Below are 18,894 nucleotides of genomic sequence, written 5' to 3'. Positions count from 1 at the left end.
CCCACATGGTGACGCGGGGTGGAGCAGCCCGGTAGCTCGTCAGGCTCATAACCTGAAGGTCGCAGGTTCAAATCCTGCCCCCGCAACCAGATCCTAAACTTACCAGGCATCAATCCAAGGTTGAACCTTGCCGGTGCGCGCAGGCCGTCCAGCCACCGCTTCCAAACCCATCGCCAACCAGCTGCGCGTCTCGGCCGGGTCGATCACGTCGTCGAATTCGAACACCGTCGCGCCATTGGCCGCGCTCGACCACGCGTACGCGTTGGCGAGCAACTCCTCGTAGCGCGCGCGCCGCTCCTCGACATCGGCGATCGCGGCAAGCTCGGCACGCCGGCCGAGCTTGATCTCGCCCTCGATCCCCATGCCTGCGAATTCGCCCGTTGGCCAAGCCACCGTGAACAGCGGGCTGTCCAGCGACCCTGCGCTCATCGCCATTGCGCCCAGGCCATAGGCCTTGCGCAGCACCACCGAGAACATCGGCACCTGCAGGTTCGCCCCGATCACATAGAGCCTTCCGCAATGGCGGATCGTCGCGGTCCTCTCGGCCTCTGGCCCGACCATGTTGCCGGGCACGTCGATCAGCGTGACGACGGGGATATCGAAGGCATTGCACAACTGCATGAACCGTGCCGCCTTGTCCGCGCCGTCGCTGTCGACCGCGCCGCCGGTCGGCGAGGCGCAGTTGTTGGCGACCACCCCCACCGGGCGCCCTTCGATGCGCGCCAGCGTGGTCACCATCGATCGCGCGAATTCCCGCCTTAGTTCCAGCACCGAACCGACATCGGCCAGCGTCTCGATGATCCGCCGCACGTCGTAGGCGGCGCGGCGGTTCTCGGGGACCGCGTGGCGCAGCGGCGCCTGGTCGGCGTCCAGCCACGTCTCGATCCGCCCCTGGAAATAGGACAGGTACTGCCGCGCCACCGAAGTCGCCTCCGCCTCGTCCTCGACCACGATGTCGATCACCCCGTTGGGCGCCTGGACCGATACCGGACCGACGTCTTCGGGCGCATAGACGCCAAGCCCGCCACCCTCGATCATCGCCGGCCCGCCGATGCCGAGGCTCGAATCCTTCGTCGCGATGATCACGTCGCACATCGCCAGCAACACCGCATTGCCGGCAAAGCAGAAGCCGCTGGCGATTCCGACCAGCGGGACCAGCCCCGAAAGCTTGCCCATGTGCGCCCAGGTTCGGTACTTGAGCCCGCCCACCGTGGTCGGCGGCGGCGTCGGATCGCCCGGCGAGGTCCCGCCGCTGCGTCCGCCCCCGCCCTCGGTGTAGAACACCACCGGCAGCCGCGCCTTGCGCGCCACTTCGAGCATGCGGTCGGTCTTGACGTGGTTCTTGTGGCCCTGCGTGCCGGCGAGCACGGTGTAGTCGTAGCTCATCGCCACGCAGCGGGCGCGCTCGGGGCCGAACTGGTCGCCGTTGACGCGCCCGATGCCCATCACCAGGCCGTCCGATGCGGTCTTGACGAGGCGGCGGTCGATGTCCTCCTCGGTGTCCTCGTAGCGCCGCCCGGCGGTCACCAGCGGCCCGTATTCGCGGAACGAGCCGGGATCGCACAAGTCCGCGATGTTTTCCCGCGCGGTGCGCTTGCCCTTCGCGTGGCGCCGGGCGACGATTTCGGGCCGGCCCGCATCGGCGACCAGCGCGTGCATCGCGCGCACGCGTTCGAGATCGGCGCGCGGACCGGTGGACACGTCGTCCGTGACGATCTCCCCTTCCGCGCCCGCGTCGTCGTCGGGCGTGATCGCCGCGAGGACCGCGGCTTCGGCCACGACATCGCCGCCGGCATGGAACAGCGCGGCCAGCGTGCCAGATACCGGCGCGACGATCGCGTGCTCCATCTTGAGCGCCTCGATCACCGCCAGCGTCTCGCCCTTGCGCACCGTGCTGCCCACTGCGGCGGTCACCGCCACCAGCGTGCCGACCATCGGCGCGCGCACCGCCACCTGGCCTTCGGGCACCGAGGGCGCCGCCGCGGCAGTCGCCTCTCCCATGCCGGGCCGCGCCGACAGCACCGCAAGCGGATCGTCGCTGCGGTGCCGCGCTCGATCGCCCGAGGCAGGAGCTGCGGCGAGCAGCTCGGCGAGGTTGCGTTCGACGAAGCGCGTGTCGAACACGCCCTCGGCCAGCTCTGCGCGCGCCATCAGCGCCTTGAGCAGCGCCAGGTTGGTCGCGACGCCTTCGACCACGCAGGCGTCGAGCGCGCGCTGGGCCTTGGCCACCGCGGCCGCGTAAGCAGGCGCGCGCACGATCAGCTTGGCGAGGAGGGGATCGTAGCGCGGGCTCGGCGCGTGGCCGCGCCGGCCGCAGCCGTCGACGCGCACCCCGCGCCCGGTCGGCATTTCGTAGCGCGTAATCGTCCCGACCGAGGGACGCGCTTCGCCCTGCGGGTCGAGCGTCTCGGTGTTGAGCCGCAGCTGGATCGCCACTCCGACGGGCTCGGCGCGATCGAGCCCGAGCCCGTCGAGCGTAGCGCCCTGCGCCAGGGCGAACTGCATGGCGACGAGGTCGAGTCCCGTCACTTCCTCGGTGACGGTGTGTTCCACCTGCAGGCGCGGGTTGGCTTCGATGAACACGAAGCGGTCCGGCGCGTCGAGATCGACGAGGAATTCGAACGTGCCGATCCCGCGATAGGACGTCGCGCGCGCGAGAACGAGCGCTGAGTCGTGAATGGCGGCGCGCTGGTCCGCCGTGATCCCGACCGCGGGGGCGATCTCGACCAGCTTCTGTCGCTGGCGCTGCAGGCTGCATTCGCGGTCCCACAAGTGACGGACAGCGCCGCTGCCGTCGCCCACCACCTGCACTTCGACATGGCGCGCGCGCGGCAGGCAGGCCTCGACATAGAGGCGGCCGTCGCCGAACGCGGCCTGGGCCTCCGAGCTCGCGCGGGCGAAGGCCTCGTCGAGCGCGTCGGCCCGTTCGACGATGCGCATGCCCCGGCCGCCGCCGCCGGCGAGCGCCTTGAGCATGATCGCGCCCTGCGCGGCAAGGAAGGCGCGCGCCTCCGCGGGGGTGACCGCCGCCTGCGACCCCGGTAACGTCGGCACGCCGCAGCGCAGCGCCAGCGCGCGCGCCGCTGCCTTGTCGCCGAACAGGTCGAGCGTTTCCGCGGCGGGGCCGACGAAGGTCAGTCCCGCATCGGCGCAGGCGCGGGCAAAGGCCGCGTTTTCGCTGAGGAAGCCGTAGCCCGGATGGACAAGGTCGCAACCTTCGCGCTGCGCAATGGCGATGATCGCCGCCTGGTCGAGGTAGGCGGCGACCCCTTGTCCGGGCAGGACATGCGCGGCGTCTCCCGCGTCGACGTGCAGCGACCCTGCGTCGTCGGCGGGGTGGACCATCACCGCCTCGATGCCGAGGTCGGCGGCGGTGCGCGCGATGCGGATCGCGATTTCGCCGCGGTTGGCGATCAGAACCTTGCTGGCCACGTCTTCCTCTTTCCCGATGCCTGGGGGCTGCCCCCGCTGTTTTTCCCAGTCTTACCCGGCGTTGCCGCATCGCAAAGCCCTCTCTCGTGCATTTCGTTGACCCGGCACGCGATCGGGGCGGTGGCGCATCGCGCGCGTCGGCGATAAGCCGGTCGCGGGAGGGGCGCATGCGCGGGATCGAAAACGCTACCTTGACGGCGCTCGCCGCCGCGCTGCTGACCGGCCTGATCGTCGGGGTGGAGCGCGGATGGAGCCAGCGGCTGCGACCCGCCGGCACCCGCATCGCGGGCGTTCGCACCTTCGGCCTGCTTGGGCTGGTCGGCGGGCTCGCTGGGGCGCTCCCCGATGCCCTCGCGGCCGCGCTGGTGCTGGGCGCGGCCGCGCTGCTGGCGATCGGCTACCGCAGCGAGGCGGAGAGCCCGATCCGCTCGGCGACGACCCCGGTAGCCGGCCTGCTGACGCTCGCGCTCGGCGTGGCCGCGGTGCGCATCGCGCCGGGCGTCGCTCTCGGCGGCGCGGCCGTCGCTTTTGCCCTGCTCGCGGCGCGCCCGGCGCTGCACCGCGCGCTGGTCGGCCTCAGCGCCATCGAGGTCGAGGCGGCGGCGCGATTCCTGCTGATCGCGCTGCTCGCCCTGCCGCTGCTCCCGGACCGGGCGTTCGGCCCGTTCGATGCATGGAATCCGCGAAGGATCTGGATGGTCGTGGTGATCGTGGCGGGCCTTTCGTTCGCGGGATACGCCGCTGCGCGCCGCTGGGGCTCGCGGCGCGGGCTGCTGCTGGTGGCGGCGACCGGGGCGATCGTGTCGTCCACCGCGGTGACGGCCGACTATGCCCGGCGCCTGCGCAGCGAACCCGAAGCGCGCAGCGCGCTGGTCGCCGGAATCGCGCTCGCCTCGATCGTGATGTTCCTGCGCGTGCAGGTCCTTGCGCTGATGCTGGTTCCGCGCGCGCTTCCCAGCCTTGCCATGGCGCTCGCGCCGGCGACGCTGGTCGCCGCAGGCTTCGCGCTGGCGGCGTGGCGGCAACAGGGCGAGGCCGCCGGCGGAGAGGTCCGCCTTGGCAACCCGCTCGATTTCCGCCCGGCGCTGGTCCTTGCGGTCATGGTGGCGCTGTTCTCGCTGATCGCACGCTGGGCGCTTGCCCGGTACGGCGATGCGGGGATGGGGACGGTCCTCGCGCTGACCGGGATGATGGACGTCGATGCCGCGGTGCTGACGCTCGCCGGGCTTGCCCCGGACGCGATCGGGGCCGAGCGGGCGGGGCTGTTGCTGGCCGGCCCCGTGCTCGCCAACACGCTGGTCAAGGCGGTGATGGCGCTGGTCATCGCGCCCGGCCGGGACGGGTGGCGCGCCGCCACGCCGCTGCTCGCGGCGCTGGCGGCCTCGGGCGCGGGGCTGGCCGTGCTGGCGCTGCGGACCTGATGGCGGGTGATTCGCCGGTGGCGCGGTTGACCGGTTGCGGAAGAGGCTATGGCGATGCAGTCGCAAACGAAACCACCGGCAACCCGTCGAGCGCCGGAATCTCGCATATTATCAGCCGTTTACCGCGCCCATGTAGCCCTTGCGCACCAAGTCCTGAGCATTTTCCCGTACCTGACATTTTTGCTGGTCAATACGCAAAAGGACGATAGTGTTGTCGCACCGTCAGAGACGTTCGCCCGGCGCGGTCTTGGGAGAGGATGCGTTAAAACGCACCGCGCCGGGTGTTACGACCAGCTCCTGAAGACGATCACCCGCCTTTCCCGCTTTCTGCCTCCGTGCTGCGTCTCCATGCGGCGCCGGGATTCGTTGCGTCCGGCGGACTGCCGGGTAAGCGCCGTGCAACCCCTGGCGCGCGCAAGGATCACGAAGGTCTTGCCTTCGGCCCCGGCGGGTTCAAACTCCGCGCTCCGCCATCGCCTGCTCCGCCGCCGCGCGGGTGAAGCGGCCGGGACGAGAGAGGTTGCATGAGCCTGGGGTTCGCCGCGCTGCTCGCGCTGCTGCTGATCGCCGCATTGTTCGCTTTCGCCGCCACGGTGGAATCGCGCGCGATGCGCTGGCGCGCCGCCCAGCGGTTGCGGCACTCGGCCTATACCCTTGCGCTCGGGGTCTATTGCTCGAGCTGGACCTTCTACGGCGCGGTCGGCAGCGCGGTGCGCGAGGGCTGGAACTATCTGCCGATCTACCTTGCTCCCTGCATCGTGCTCCTGGCCGCGCCCGGCTTCCTGCGCCGGCTCGCCGAAGCGGTCCATGCCGAGCGCGCGACCACCATCTCCGACTTCCTCGCCGCGCGCTTTGGCCACGATCCCGGCATCGCCCGGCTCGTCACGCTGATCGCGCTGTGCGGCGTGGTGCCCTACGGCGCGCTCCAGCTGCGTTCGATCGGCAGCGCGATCGCGGTCGTCTCGGGCGCGGACGTGACCGTGCCGGTCATGCTCGCGGCCGCGCTGGTGCTCGGGCTGTTCGCGATCCTGTTCGGCGCGCGCCGCTACGAGGTGGCCGGTCGCAACGAGGGGCTGCTGTTCTCGATCGCGCTCGAATCCGCGATCAAGCTCGCCGCGCTGGTGCTGGTCGGCACGGCGGCAGTGATGGCGATCGCAGGCGCCGCGCCGGTGCGCCGCGCGCAGGGCCTGGGCGAGCTCGCCGCGCGCTTCGCGCCGGGGCATCTCTCGCTCGAGGTCGCGGTGATCGGCGCGCTGTCGGCGATGGCGGTGCTGGTCCTGCCGCGACAGTTCTACATCGCGCTGGCCGAGGCGCAGCACCCATCGGATCTGCCCCGCGCGCGATTCGGCTTTTCCGCCTATCTCGCCGCGATGGCGGCACTGATCATCCCGATCGCGGCGGCGGGGCTGATCGCGCTGCCGCCGGGCACGCCGCCCGACCTGTTCGTGCTGGCGCTGCCCGAGGCGACCGGCGCCCACGCCATTGCCGTGGCCGCGCTGCTCGGCGGGCTCAGTTCGGCCGCGGCGATGGTCATCGTCGACGCCACCGCGCTCGCCACGATGGTCTCGAACGACCTGATCTTCCCTGCCGTCCTGCGCAGCGAGGGCGAAGGCGAGGACGGCGCCCGTGCGGGCGCGCTGGGACGGCGGATGCTGCTGGTGCGGCGCGCGACGATCCTCGGCGTGGTCGGGCTGTCGCTCGCCTGGGCGCTGCTGCTGCCGCCGCGCAGCTCGCTTGCCTCGATCGGCCTCGTTGCCTTTGCCGCGATGGCGCAGTTCGCGCCGCATCTCGTCCTCGCCGTGAACCGCAACGGCCGCGATCCGCTGGCGGGCAAGGTGAGCCTGGCGGTGGGCTTTGCGCTGTGGGTGTGGACGCTGGCGCTTCCGCCGATCCTGCCGCCGGCCTGGCTCGCGACGCTTGCCGGGACCGCGCTCGATCCGCTCCGCCTGCTCGGCATCGGCCGGGCGACGCCGCTCGTCCACGGCGCGCTGTGGAGCCTCAGCGCCAACGCGATCGCGCTGCTAGCGCTTTCGGCGCGGCGCGGCGCGGGGGCGGCGGCGCCGCGCCTTGCCCGCGGCCAGCGGCCGGTGCGCAACATCGGCGAACTGCGCGCGCTCGCCGCCCGCTTCATCGGCGAGGAAGGCGCTGCCGCCGCGTTCCCGCCCGCGACCGACACCGCGCCGGTCGACCGCGCCGCCGCGCGCCGCGCGCAGGACCTGATCGCCGCGGTGGTCGGCGCCTCCTCGGCGCGCGCGCTGGTCGGCTCGGCGCTGGTCGGCGGGCAACTCGGCATTGAGGACGTCACCCGCCTGCTCGACGAAGGCGGGCAGTCGCTGCGCTTCTCGCGCCAGTTGCTCGCCGCCAGCTTCGAGAACCTGCCCTCGGGGATCAGCGTGATCGACGCCGACTTGTGCCTCGTCGCCTGGAACCAGCGCTATGTCGCGATGTTCGACTATCCGCCCGGGCTGGTCCGGGTCGGCGTGCCGGTGGCCGAACTGATCCGCCACAACGTCCGCCGCGGCGGTTTTCCCGGCGATGTCGAGGCGCAGGTCGAACGCCGGCTCGAACGCCTGCGCGCGCGCCGGCCCTATGTCTCCGAGCGCATCCGGCGCGATGGCCGGGTGATCAAGTCGGTCGGCGGGCCGATGCCCGGCGGCGGCTATCTCACCTCGTTCACCGACGTGACCGACGACGCCGCCCTGCGCGCCGAGCTGCGCCGCACGCTCGACGCAATGGAGGACCGCATCGCCGAGCGCACCGAGGCGCTGTCGCAGGCCAACCGCCGTCTCGCCGATGCGACGCGCGAGAAGACGCGCTTCCTCGCGGCGGCGAGCCACGACCTGCTCCAGCCGCTCCACGCCGCGCGCCTGTTCGCGCGCGCGCTGGAGCGCCAGGCGAGCGAGCCGCAGCGCCCGCTGGTGGCGCGGGTCGACCGCGCGATCGTCGCCGCCGAGGACCTGCTGCGCGCGCTGCTCGACATCTCCAAGCTCGATGCCGGCGGCATCACGCCCGACCCCGAGCTGGTCGCGCTGGGACCGCTGGTGCGCGACATCGCCGAGGGACTGCGGCCGCTGGCCGAGGCGAAGGGGCTGCGGCTCGCGGTCGGCTCGGCGCAGGGCTGGGCGCTGACCGATCCCGGGCTGCTGCGCTCGGTGCTGCAGAACCTGCTGTCGAACGCGGTGCGATACACTCCGTCGGGCGGCATCGTCATCGGGGTGCGGAGGCGCGGCGCGGCCTGGCGGATCGACGTGGTTGACAGCGGCGTCGGCATCCCGCCCGACCAGGCGCGCGCGATCTTCGCCGAATTCACGCGGCTCCACGCGGTCGAGGCCGAAGGGCTGGGGCTGGGGCTCGCGATCGTCGAACGGATCGCGCGCCTGCTCGGGCTCGACCTCGCGCTCGCCTCGCGCCCCGGCCATGGCAGCCGCTTCAGCGTCACCCTGCCCGCCGCGGCGGGCCCGGCCCAGGCGCCGGCGCCCGGGCGCGCGTCCGGCGGCCTGCGCCCGCCGCGGGCACTGCGCGTGCTCGTGGTCGACAACGACCCGGCGATCCTCGAGGCGACCACCGCCCTGCTCGAGAGCGCCGGCCATGCCGCCTGCGGCGCGCGGGACGGCGCGCAGGCGCTGGCGGTGGCCGACGGGGTCGATGCCGCGCTGGTCGACTACAGCCTCGACCACGGCGAGAACGGCCTCGCCCTGATCACCCGCCTGCGCCGCCGCCGTCCCGGGCTGCCGGTCGCGCTGGTCACGGCCGAGAGCGATCCGGCGCTGGTGCGCACCGCGCGCAACCGGCGCCTTCCGTTCCTCGCCAAGCCCGCCGATCCCGCCGCGATCGAAGCGTTCCTCGCCGCGGCCGCGCCGGGAGCGGAGGGTGCGGCCTAAGGCCTGAGGTCGAGCCCGAGCGAGCGGGCGACCAGCGCCGCCTGGGTGCGGTTGCGCACGTCGAGCTTGCGCATGATCGCGGTCATGTGCGCCTTCACCGTCGCCTCGCTCATGCCGAGTTCGTGGGCGACCTGCTTGTTGAGCTTGCCGTCGAGCACCGCCAGCAGCACCTTGAGCTGGGTCGGCGTGAGCCCTGCCACGGCGCTGCGCACCTCGTCCACCGCATCGGCGCGGCGCGGCGCGACCGGCGCGCCGCCCAGCGCGGCGGCGATGGCCTGCTCGATCAGCGCGAGGTCGGCGTCCTTGCGCAGGAAGCCGACCGCGCCGAACGCGCGCGCCTCCTCGGCGGCATTGGCGCCCTCCGCGCCCGAAACGACGAGGATCGGCACGTGCGGCCGCTCGGCATGGAGCAGGGCGATGCCGGAGTAGCCGATCGCGCCCGGCATCTTGAGGTCGAGCGTCACCAGCCGCAGGTCCTGCGCTTCTGCCGCGGCCCTCGCCGCGGCGGCGAGCGTGCCCGCCTCGACCACCGTCGCGTCGGGGGCGACCGTGGCGACCGCAAGCGCCAGCGCCTGCCGGAACAGCGGGTGGTCGTCCGCGATCAGGATGGTCCCGCTCAAGGTCTCGTGCTCTCCCCCTGCGCGCCGGCAGGCGACGCGCGAAGCCAGCTTAACCACCTGCGCGGGCGGGGGAAAGCTCTATCCGAAGTGGGGCGTGTGGCTGCGCCGCCAGGCTTCCACCGCCGGGGCGATCGCATCGAGCGCGGTAAAGGTGCGCACCCGCGCGGGCAGGGGCTGACACAGGCCGCTGCTGCCCCCGCCGGCCCAGATCTCCATCGGTCCCGGCAGGGTCGCGGCAAGCTCGGCGAGCACCTCGACGGCGCGCCCGGGATGATATGCGGCCGAGACCGAGATCGCCACGATGTCGGCCCCGACGCCTTGCGCGGTGCGCGCGATCTCGTCGGTCGGCAGGCCCGCGCCGAGGTGGAGCGGGCGGCAGTCCTGCAGCAGCAGCAGCGTCTCGACCATCGCGAGGCCGAGCACGTGGACTTCGCCCGGCGGCGTGCAGAGCAGCACCAGCGGCTTGGCCTGGACCAGCCTGACCGGCTGGAACAGCGTGCTCGAACAGGCGCGCAAGGTGCGCATCAAAAGGTCCGAGAAGATGTGCTCCTGCCCGATGGTAAGCACGCCGCGTTCCCAGGCGCGACCGACCGCGACGCCGAGCGGCGCGGCCACGGTGAGCACGAAGTCTTCGAGCCCCTGCTCGATCACGTGGCCCTGCATCGCCGCCTCGACATCGTCGAACGCATTCGAGGCGAGCATGTGGATGTAGTCTTCGATCCGCGTCGTCGCGGGCGCAGCGGGCGGGGCATCGTGGACGCGCGAGCGATAGTCGAGCAGCGCGGCCAGCTCCTCCTCGTCCAGCTCGTGCAGCCGGGCGGGCGGCTCGCCCAGCGCGATCAGGCGGCGAATGATCTTGAGGCGGCGGACCTGCCAGTCGGGAAAGTAGGCCTCGCCCTGCTCGGTCCGCTCGGGCAGGGGAAAGCCGACGTGCGCCTGCCACAGGCGCAGCAATTCGGTCGAAAGTCCGGTTTCGCCGGCAAGGTCGAACAGGTCGCTCGGGCTACGCTGCAGTTTCATAGCCGCTCCCCAAAGCGACACCTTTATTTGGCGCGCGATCCTACGGGCTTGCGGGGCGATGCAAATCCGAACCTGCTCAATTTCGGAGGGATCGCCCCCACGCGCCGGAGGCTGCGGCGCGCGGGGGCAGGCGAACCCTGGGGCGTTGGCCGGCTTGCGGGATCAGGCCTGCGCCAGCTGCGGCCGGTTGGCGAGCAGGTTGTCGACCACCGAGGGATCGGCCAGCGTCGAGGTGTCGCCCAGGTTCGACACGTCGTTCTCGCCGATCTTGCGCAGGATGCGGCGCATGATCTTGCCCGAGCGGGTCTTGGGCAGGCCGGGCGCGAACTGGATGACGTCGGGCGTCGCGATCGGGCCGATCTCGTGGCGCACCCAGGCGACCAGTTCCTTGCGCAAGCCCTCGTCGGGTTCGATCTCGGCGTTGCAGGTAACGAAGGCGTAGATGCCCTGGCCCTTGATGTCGTGCGGCATGCCCACCACCGCCGCCTCGGCCACCTTGGGATGCGCGACCAGCGCGCTCTCGATTTCGGCGGTGCCCATGCGGTGGCCCGACACGTTGATCACGTCGTCGATTCGGCCGGTGATCCAGTAGTACCCGTCCTCGTCGCGGCGGCAGCCGTCCCCGGTGAAGTACAGGCCCTTGAACGTGCTGAAATAGGTCTGGAAGAAGCGTTCGTGGTCGCCCCAGACTGTGCGCATCTGGCCCGGCCAGCTGTCGGTGATGACGAGGCACCCGTCGGTCGCCCCGTCGAGCAGGTTGCCGTCGTTGTCGACGAGCGCGGGCTTCACCCCGAAGAACGGACGGCTCGCTGACCCTGGCTTCAACGGCGTCGCGCCGGGCAGCGGCGTGATCATCGCGCCACCGGTCTCGGTCTGCCACCAGGTGTCGACGATCGGGCAGCGGCCATCGCCCACCACCTTGTGATACCATTCCCACGCCTCGGGATTGATCGGTTCGCCCACCGACCCCAGCAGCCGCAGCGACTTCCGGCTGGTCCGCTTCACCCAGTCGTCGCCTTCGCGCATCAGCGCGCGCAACGCGGTCGGCGCGCCGTAGAAGATCTCGACGCCGAACTTGTCGACCACCTGCCAGAACCGGCTGGGATCGGGGAAGTTGGGCACGCCTTCGAACATCACCGTGGTCGCGCCGTTCATCAGCGGGCCGTAGACGACGTAGGAATGGCCGGTTACCCAGCCGATATCGGCGGCGCACCAGTAGATCTGCCCCGGGCGATAGTCGAACACGTACTCGTGGGTCATCGAGGCCCACACCGCATAGCCGCCGGTCGTGTGCAGCACGCCCTTGGGCTTGCCGGTGGAGCCGGAGGTATAGAGGATGAACAGCGGGTCTTCCGCGTTCATTTCCTCAGGCGCGCAGTCGGCGCTCTGCCCGGCCACCGCGCTCGCCCAGTCCACGTCGCGGCCTTCGACGAAGGCGACGTCGGCCCCGGTGCGGCGCAGCAGCACCACCGTATCGACATCGGGACACTGCTTGAGCGCTTCGTCGACGTTGGCCTTCAAGGGAACCTTCCTGCCGCCGCGCAGGCCTTCGTCCGCGGTCAGCACCACGCGGCTGTCGCAGTCGGTGATGCGGCCCGCCAGCGCATCGGGAGAGAAGCCGGCAAAGACGATCGAATGGATCGCGCCGATTCGCGCGCAGGCGAGCATGGCGACTGCTGCCTCGGGCACCATCGGCAGGTAGATCGTCACCCGCTCGCCCTTCTTCACGCCCCGGCTTTTCAGCAGATTGGCAAAGCGGCAGACTTCCGCGTGCAGTTCGCGATAGGTGATGCGCCGTTCGCTCTCGTCGGGGCTGTCCGGCTCCCACAGGATGGCGATGGCATCGCCGCGGCTCGCCAGATGCCGGTCGAGGCAATTGGCCGAAAGGTTGAGCGACCCGTCCTCGAACCAGCGGATCCCGAAATTGGCTTCGTGGTACGAGGTGTTCTTGACCTTGGTGTAGGGCCTGATCCAGTCGAGGCGTCGGCCGTGTTCGGCCCAGAAGCCTTCGGGATCCTCGACCGAGCGGCGGTACATTTCGGCGTACCGCGCCTCGTCGACCAGCGCGTTGGCGGCCCAGCTTGCAGGCACGGGATAGACGGCTTCGCCCATCGACTTGGGACTCCTCTCGTTATTGCGTTTGGGCTGCTGATACCGCAGCCCGGCGACGCTGCGCGGATAGACCTTGGTCGTAGATATAAGACCATTCGCGCTCTGGTTGCCAAGGCCTCCCGGACCGAAACTCGCCTCGGATCGAACGAAGCGTCCCGCAAGACGGACGCCTGAGGAGAGGGCCGATGAACACACCAAGACAAGCGCTGCGGGCGCTCTTGCTGACTGGCGCGCTGGCGTTGCCCGCGCTGGCGCAGGCGCGCACCCCCCACGAAGCCGAGCTCGAGGCGCGGCTTACGAAGCTCGAAGGCGAGATGAGCGCGCTCAGGGCCGATCTCGAGGCCGCGCGCCGGCAGCAGGCAGCGAGCGCCGAAGCGGCCGGCGCCGCGCAGGCGCAGGCCGAGGCGATCGCCGCGACCACCGCGAAGGCCGAGGCGGTCGAAAAGCGCGTCACCACGCTGGAAGCGCGGCCTGCCGCGCCCGCCGAAGGGTTCCGCGACGGCAACACCACCGTCCGGCTCGGCGGCTATCTCAAGCTCGTTGCCACCAACAGCCGCTTCTCGGGCGGCGAGATGGCCAACAACACGCAAGGCCGCGATTTCTGGCTGCCGCAGTCGATCCCGGTGGGGAAGGGGCCGGCCTCACGCGATCAGGACTTCAGCGCACGCCAGACCCGGCTGTGGCTGAACTTCGCCTCGGACATCGCCGGGCACGCGGTGAAGGGCTATGTCGAGACCGACTTCGAAACCACGCCCAACACCTCGGCCAATGTCACCGGCGGCGGCAACCAGCGCACCACCAACGGCTATACCCTCGCGCTGCGCCGGGCGTGGATGCAGGTCGACAAATGGACCTTCGGCCAGGACTGGACCACCTTCCAGTACACCGGCGCGCTGCCCGAAAGCACCGACTACGTCGGCACCACCGAAGGCACCGTCTTCGTCCGCCAGCCGCTGGTGCGCTATTCGCAACCGCTGTCGAAGGCGCTGACGCTCCACCTCGCGGCGGAAAATCCGGAAACCGCCTCGGCCAGCCTCGGCGCCCCGGCGCTGACCGAAACCGGCGACGACCACCTGCCCGATGCGACCGCGCGCCTCGCCTATGCGGGCAAGATCGGCGAACTGTCGCTGGCCGGCCTTGCCCGCCAGCTGCGCGTCCAGAACGGCGCGCTTTCGGACACCCGCTTCGGCTGGGGCCTCAGCGCCGCGGGCAAGCTCTACCTGAGCACCGATAGGGTGAGCGACCTGCGCTTCATGGCGACCTACGGCAACGGCGCCAGCCGCTACATCGGCGTGAACTTCGCGCCCGACGCCGTGCTCGATCCCGCCAGCGGCACGCTGCACGGCGTTTCGACCTTCGCCGCGATGGCGGCGCTGCGGCTCGGCATCGCAGCCGGCCTGCGCGCCAACCTGATGGGCAGCTACCAGCACGTCCGCTACGCCGACGACATCGCGGCCGCCAGCATCGCCACCTACAACCGCGAGGCCTGGAGCCTTGCCGGCAACCTGTTCTGGTCGCCGGTCAGGAACATCGACCTCGGCGTCGAACTGCGCCACGGCCAGCGCACGCTGGTGAACGGCGGCAGCGGCAAGCTCGACCGGGTCGAATTCGCCGCCAAGTACGGCTTCTGATAAAGACAAGACAAACGACGGAGAGGACCAACCCATGTCGCAAATCGACATAGCTGACGATTTCAGCGCCCTGCCTAGGCACCACCGGGCCACCCACAGCGAAAAGCTGATCATCACCGCGTCCTCGCTCGGCACGGTGTTCGAATGGTACGATTTCTACCTCTACGGCCTGCTGACCTCGATCATCGCGGCCAAGTTCCTTACCGGGCTCAACCCCACCACCTCGTTCATCATGGCGCTGCTGGTGTTCGCGGCGGGCTTCATCGTCCGCCCCTTCGGCGCGCTGGTGTTCGGCAAGATCGGCGACACCTTCGGCCGCCGCTACACCTTCATCATCACCCTGCTGGTCATGGGCCTCTCGACCTTCCTCGTCGGCTGCCTGCCGACCTACGAGACGGTCGGGGTCGCCGCCCCCATCATGCTCGTCGTGCTGCGCATGTTCCAGGGCCTGGCGCTGGGCGGTGAATACGGCGGCGCGGCGACCTACGTCGCCGAACACGCGCCGAACAACAAGCGCGGGCTCTACACCAGCTGGATCCAGATCACCGCCACCGCCGGCCTTGCCATGGCGCTGCTGATCGTCATCACCGTGCGCTCGCCGGTGACGGGCGTGGGCGAAGACGCGTTCAAGGCCTGGGGCTGGCGCGTGCCCTACCTGCTGTCGGGCGTGTTCCTGTGTGTCGGCCTGTGGCTGCGCCTCAAGCTGCACGAAAGCCCCGTCTTCCAGAAGATGAAGAGCGAAGGCACCGCTTCCAAGGCGCCGCTGACCGAAGCTTTCGGTGAGTGGAAGAACCTCAGAATCGTGCTCATCGCCTTCTTCGGCGCAATCATGGGCCAGGCCGTGGTGTGGTACACCGGCCAGCTCTACGCGATGTATTTCCTTGAAAAGATGCTCAAGGTCGATGGCATCCAGGCCAACACGCTGACGATCATCGCACTCGTCATGGCGACGCCCTTCTTCCTGTTCTTCGGCTGGCTGTCGGACAAGGTCGGGCGCAAGCCGATCATTCTCGGCGGCGCGGCGCTTGCGGCGGCAACCATGTTCCCGGTGTTCCACGCGCTGACTGAAGCGGCCAACCCCGCGCTCGCCCATGCGCAGGCCAATGCCCCGGTCAAGGTCACCGCCTACGCGGGCGAATGCTCCTCGCAGTTCGATCCCGTCGGCGCCAACAAGTTCGACAGCACCAGCTGCGACATCGTCAAGAACGCCCTCGCCAAGGCCTCGGTGAACTACGAAAACGTCGCCGCGCCTGCCGGTACCATCGCTTCGGTCACCATCGGCGGCACCACCATCGTCGCTCCCGATCCGGCCAAGATTTCGGGCGACGATCGCAAGAAGGCCATCGCCGCCTTCACCGCGCAGGTCGTCGGCGCGCCCGAAGTGAAGGCCGCGCCTGCCAGCGCCGGCAAGCCCGCGGTCGAAGCCAAGCCCGCCGTGGTCGGTGAACTCGCCAAGGTCGGCTATCCCGCCAAGGCTGACCCGGCACGGATGAACAAGCCGCTGGTCGTCGCGCTCCTGTTCTACCTCGTGCTGCTGGTGACCATGGTCTACGGCCCGATCGCAGCGATGCTGGTCGAACTGTTCCCCAGCCGCATCCGCTACTCGTCGATGTCGCTGCCCTATCACATCGGCAACGGCTGGCTCGGCGGCCTGCTGCCCGCCATCGGCTTTGCCATGGTCGCGGCCAACGGCGATATCTACCACGGCTTCTGGTACCCCGTGGTCGTCGCCGCGGCGACGGTGGTGATCGGCCTCGTCGTGCTGCCCGAAACCTACAAGCGCAGCATCGACAACTGACGACCAAAGTCGAACTGGCGCCCGGCCCGCACACGCGGCACACCGGGCGCCAGCACATAATGCAGGGACAGGACATGAGCGAAGCCTACGAACAGGCCTGGCGCGACAGCATCGACCAGCCGGAGCACTTCTGGTCGCAGGCGGCGCGCAGCGTGGAGTGGATCACTCCGCCTGCGCGCTCTTTCGATGAAGCGCAGGGCTGGTATCCCGGCGCCTCGCTCAACACTTGCGCCAACTGCGTCGACCGCCATGTCGCGGCGGGGCGCGGCGAGGCAACCGCGCTGATCTACGACAGCCCGGTCACCGGCACCGTCCGCGCCTACAGCTATGCCGAGCTGCTCGAAGAAGTCGGCCGCGTCGCCGCGATGCTGGCTTCGCTTGGGCTGGCCAGGGGCGATCGCGTCGTGCTCTACATGCCGATGATCCCGCAGACGGTCTTCGCCATGCTTGCCTGCGCGCGGTTGGGCGCGATCCATTCGGTCGTGTTCGGTGGCTTCGCGCCCCTCGAACTCGCCAAGCGCATCGACGATGCCGCGCCCCGCCTCGTCCTTACCGCCAGCTGCGGGATCGAGGGCGCGCGGACGATCGCCTACAAGCCGCTGGTCGACGAAGCCCTGCGCCTCGCCGCCCACGCGGTCGACCACGTCGTGCTCCATCAGCGCGATACAGGCCCCGTGGCAGAGCTTTCCTCCCTCCGCGATCTCGATTGGGACACCCTGCGCGCCGCCACTGCCGGCGATCCCGCGCCGGCCCCGGTCGAGGTCGCCTCCGCCGATCCGCTCTACGTGCTCTACACCTCGGGCACCACCGGCACGCCCAAGGGCGTGGTGCGCGACAACGGCGGCCACGCCGTCGCGCTCGCCTGGTCGATGGCCAACATCTACGGCATCGGCGCGGGCGATGTGTTCTGGGCCGCGAGCGACGTCGGCTGGGTCGTCGGGCACAGCTACATCGTCTATGCGCCGCTGCTGGTCGGCGCGGCCACCGTCCTGTTCGAAGGCAAGCCGGTCGGCACGCCCGATCCCGGCACCTTCTGGCGCACCATCGCGCGCCACGGCGTGAAGACCTTCTTCACCGCCCCCACCGCGATCCGCGCGGTGCGCAAGGAGGACCCGGACGCCACCTTCCTCAACGAGATCGGCACCGGCCAGTGCCAGGCGATCTTCCTTGCCGGCGAGCGCGCCGATCCCGACACCATCGGCTGGCTCGAGGACAAGTCGGGCCTGCCGGTGATCGACCACTGGTGGCAGACCGAACTCGGCTGGCCCGCGCTCGCCTCCTGCGTCGCGCTCGGCGACTTGCGCCGCAAGCGCGGCAGCGCGGGCTTTCCGGTGCCCGGCTATGAATTCGCGATCCTCGACGAAGGCGGGCATCCGGTGCCCACCGGGCAGAGCGGCGCGGTGGTCTTGCGCAGTCCCCTGCCGCCCGGCGTGTTCCGCACGCTGTGGAACAACCATGCCGGGTTCGCGAAGAACTTCGCCACCTTCCCCGGCTGGTACGAAACCGGCGACGCCGGCTTCATCGACGAGGACGGCTTCGTCCACATCATGGGCCGCACCGACGACATCATCAACGTCGCCGGGCATCGCCTCTCGACCGGACAGATGGAGCAGATCGTCGCCGCCGTCGACGGCGTCGCCGAATGCGCGGTGATCGGGGCGGACGATTCGATCAAGGGGATGATCCCGGTCGCCTTCGTCGTGCCCCGCGCCGGGGCGGGAAGCGAACAGGCGCTCCACGATGCGGTGATCCGGGCTGTCCGCAGCGAACTCGGCGCCGTCGCGGCATTGAAGACCGCCTATGTCGTCCCCGCGCTGCCCAAGACGCGCTCGGGCAAGACGCTGCGCAACCTGCTGCGCAAGATCGTCAACGGCGAGGAGGTGGCGACGCCGCCCACCATCGACGATCCGGCGGTGCCGGCGATGCTGCTGGCCCGCGTCCGCGCCCACGCCGAGGTCTGACCGGCGCAGGGCGCGGGCGGCGCGAGGCCGCCGTTCTCAGCCGATCTCGACCACCACGCGGCCGCGCACCTTGCCGGCAAGGATCTGCGGGCCGAGCTCGATCACGCCCTCGAGCGGCACGGTGGTGATCATCGCCTCGAGCTTGTCGAGGTCGAGTTCGCTCGCCAGCCGCCGCCAGGCCTCGAGCCTGCGCGGGCGCGGGCAGTGGACCGATTCGATGCCGAGCAGCTTCACCCCGCGCAGGATGAACGGCGCGACCGAGGCGGGCAGGTCCATGCCCTGGGCAAGGCCGCAGGACGTCACCGCGCCGTCGTACTTGGTCTGCGCGAGCACGTTGGCGAGCGTGTTCGAGCCGACCGAATCGACCGCCGCCGCCCAGCGTTCGCCCGCGATCGGCTTGGGGCTCCCCGACAGTTCGTCGCGGTGGATCACTTCGGCAGCGCCGAGGCCCTTCAGATAGTCCGCTTCCTCCGTCCGCCCGGTCGAGGCGATCACGTGCCAGCCGGCGCGAGCGAGCAGCGCGATCGCGACCGAGCCGACACCGCCCGCGGCGCCCGTCACCACCACCGGCCCATGCTCCGGCGTCACGCCCGCAGCGTCGATCGCCATGACCGAAAGCATCGCGGTATAGCCCGCCGTGCCGATCGCCATCGCCTGGCGCGCGGTCAGGCCCTCCGGTAGCGGCACCAGCATGTGCGCTGGCACGCGGCTCTTTTCGGCATAGCCGCCAAGGTGCGTCTCGCTGGTGCCCCAGCCGTTGAGCAGCACCGCATCGCCCGGCTTGTAGTCTGCGTTCGACGAGCTTTCGACCACGCCGGCAAAGTCGATGCCGGGGATCATCGGAAAGCGCCGGACGATCGGCGCGGCGCCGGTGAGCGCCAAGCCGTCCTTGTAGTTGATCGTCGAATGGCTGATGCGCACGGTGACTTCGCCGTCCATCAGCTCGCCTTCGGGGAAGTCCTTGAGCGCGACGGTCTGCCCGCCTTCGCTCTTGTCGATCACGATCGCCTTCATCGTC

The 18,894-nt window shown here is 70.4% G+C and carries 10 protein-coding genes and 1 tRNA gene; 6 read left to right on the top strand and 5 right to left on the bottom strand.

Annotation, left to right across the window (positions count from 1 at the left end):
• Nucleotides 1-12 precede the first annotated feature (12 nt).
• Nucleotides 13-89: transfer RNA gene (locus K3A85_RS17320), tRNA-Met, on the top strand.
• 10 nt (nucleotides 90-99) lie between these two features.
• Here K3A85_RS17320 and K3A85_RS17315 read toward each other — a convergent pair.
• Complete coding sequence (locus tag K3A85_RS17315) at nucleotides 100-3,432, bottom strand: acetyl-CoA carboxylase family protein (RefSeq protein ID WP_225207759.1); 3,333 nt, start codon at nucleotides 3,430-3,432, stop codon at nucleotides 100-102.
• A gap of 167 nt (nucleotides 3,433-3,599) precedes the next feature.
• Here K3A85_RS17315 and K3A85_RS17310 point away from each other — a divergent pair, with 167 nt between their 5' ends.
• Both K3A85_RS17310 and K3A85_RS17305 read left to right on the top strand, forming a co-directional pair.
• On the top strand, nucleotides 3,600-4,853 hold the full coding sequence (locus K3A85_RS17310) for an MgtC/SapB family protein (RefSeq protein ID WP_225207758.1): 1,254 nt from the start codon (nucleotides 3,600-3,602) through the stop codon (nucleotides 4,851-4,853).
• Between the two features lie 524 nt (nucleotides 4,854-5,377).
• Nucleotides 5,378-8,734: a hybrid sensor histidine kinase/response regulator gene (locus tag K3A85_RS17305; RefSeq protein WP_225207757.1), complete on the top strand. Its 3,357-nt coding sequence runs from the start codon at nucleotides 5,378-5,380 to the stop codon at nucleotides 8,732-8,734.
• Here the strand turns inward: K3A85_RS17305 and K3A85_RS17300 are convergent.
• The 3 genes from K3A85_RS17300 to acs all read right to left on the bottom strand — a co-directional run bounded on the left by K3A85_RS17300 (nucleotide 8,731) and on the right by acs (nucleotide 12,486).
• Nucleotides 8,731-9,354 (bottom strand): LuxR C-terminal-related transcriptional regulator, encoded by a 624-nt coding sequence (locus tag K3A85_RS17300; RefSeq protein ID WP_225207756.1) that lies wholly within the window; start codon nucleotides 9,352-9,354, stop codon nucleotides 8,731-8,733. The two genes, K3A85_RS17305 and K3A85_RS17300, sit on opposite strands and share 4 nt — an antisense overlap.
• 78 nt (nucleotides 9,355-9,432) lie before the next feature.
• The gene (locus K3A85_RS17295; RefSeq protein WP_225207755.1) at nucleotides 9,433-10,374 is read right to left on the bottom strand and encodes a MerR family transcriptional regulator; all 942 of its coding nucleotides are present in this window, start codon (nucleotides 10,372-10,374) and stop codon (nucleotides 9,433-9,435) included.
• A 162-nt stretch (nucleotides 10,375-10,536) separates the two neighbouring features.
• Entirely contained in the window at nucleotides 10,537-12,486 is a 1,950-nt protein-coding gene (acs, locus tag K3A85_RS17290) for an acetate--CoA ligase (protein ID WP_225207754.1), read from the bottom strand.
• Nucleotides 12,487-12,671: 185 nt separating this feature from the next.
• Here acs and K3A85_RS17285 point away from each other — a divergent pair, with 185 nt between their 5' ends.
• The 3 genes from K3A85_RS17285 (at nucleotide 12,672) to K3A85_RS17275 (ending at nucleotide 17,876) form a co-directional block, all read left to right on the top strand.
• Nucleotides 12,672-14,117, top strand: coding sequence for a DcaP family trimeric outer membrane transporter (locus K3A85_RS17285; protein WP_225207753.1), 1,446 nt, complete (start codon nucleotides 12,672-12,674; stop codon nucleotides 14,115-14,117).
• 34 nt (nucleotides 14,118-14,151) lie between these two features.
• Nucleotides 14,152-15,915 carry an MFS transporter gene (locus tag K3A85_RS17280; protein WP_225207752.1) on the top strand — a complete coding sequence of 588 codons (1,764 nt, stop codon included), beginning with the start codon at nucleotides 14,152-14,154 and terminating at the stop codon, nucleotides 15,913-15,915.
• Between the two features lie 74 nt (nucleotides 15,916-15,989).
• The gene (locus tag K3A85_RS17275) at nucleotides 15,990-17,876 is read left to right on the top strand and encodes an AMP-binding protein (protein ID WP_225207751.1); all 1,887 of its coding nucleotides are present in this window, start codon (nucleotides 15,990-15,992) and stop codon (nucleotides 17,874-17,876) included.
• A gap of 36 nt (nucleotides 17,877-17,912) precedes the next feature.
• Here the strand turns inward: K3A85_RS17275 and acuI are convergent, their stop codons facing one another.
• A complete protein-coding gene (gene acuI / locus K3A85_RS17270) occupies nucleotides 17,913-18,890 on the bottom strand; it encodes an acrylyl-CoA reductase (NADPH) (RefSeq protein ID WP_225207750.1) in 978 nt (325 codons plus the stop codon).
• Nucleotides 18,891-18,894 lie beyond the last annotated feature (4 nt).

The sequence above is a fragment of the Novosphingobium huizhouense genome (genome assembly GCF_020179475.1).
Classification (GTDB): Bacteria; Pseudomonadota; Alphaproteobacteria; order Sphingomonadales; family Sphingomonadaceae; genus Novosphingobium; species Novosphingobium huizhouense.
Note: the sequence above shows the minus strand (reverse complement) of the source record. Positions and strands in the feature narration are given on the sequence as shown.

Bases quoted from the DNA above. Each gene is read 5' to 3' on its own strand.
- K3A85_RS17295 (WP_225207755.1), bottom strand. From the start codon at position 10,374: ATGAAACTGCAGCGTAGCCCGAGCGACCTGTTCGACCTTGCCGGCGAA.
- K3A85_RS17280 (WP_225207752.1), top strand. From the start codon at position 14,152: ATGTCGCAAATCGACATAGCTGACGATTTCAGCGCCCTGCCTAGGCAC.
- K3A85_RS17310 (WP_225207758.1), top strand. From the start codon at position 3,600: ATGCGCGGGATCGAAAACGCTACCTTGACGGCGCTCGCCGCCGCGCTG.
- K3A85_RS17305 (WP_225207757.1), top strand. From the start codon at position 5,378: ATGAGCCTGGGGTTCGCCGCGCTGCTCGCGCTGCTGCTGATCGCCGCA.
- K3A85_RS17275 (WP_225207751.1), top strand. From the start codon at position 15,990: ATGAGCGAAGCCTACGAACAGGCCTGGCGCGACAGCATCGACCAGCCG.
- acs (WP_225207754.1), bottom strand. From the start codon at position 12,486: ATGGGCGAAGCCGTCTATCCCGTGCCTGCAAGCTGGGCCGCCAACGCG.
- acuI (WP_225207750.1), bottom strand. From the start codon at position 18,890: ATGAAGGCGATCGTGATCGACAAGAGCGAAGGCGGGCAGACCGTCGCG.
- K3A85_RS17285 (WP_225207753.1), top strand. From the start codon at position 12,672: ATGAACACACCAAGACAAGCGCTGCGGGCGCTCTTGCTGACTGGCGCG.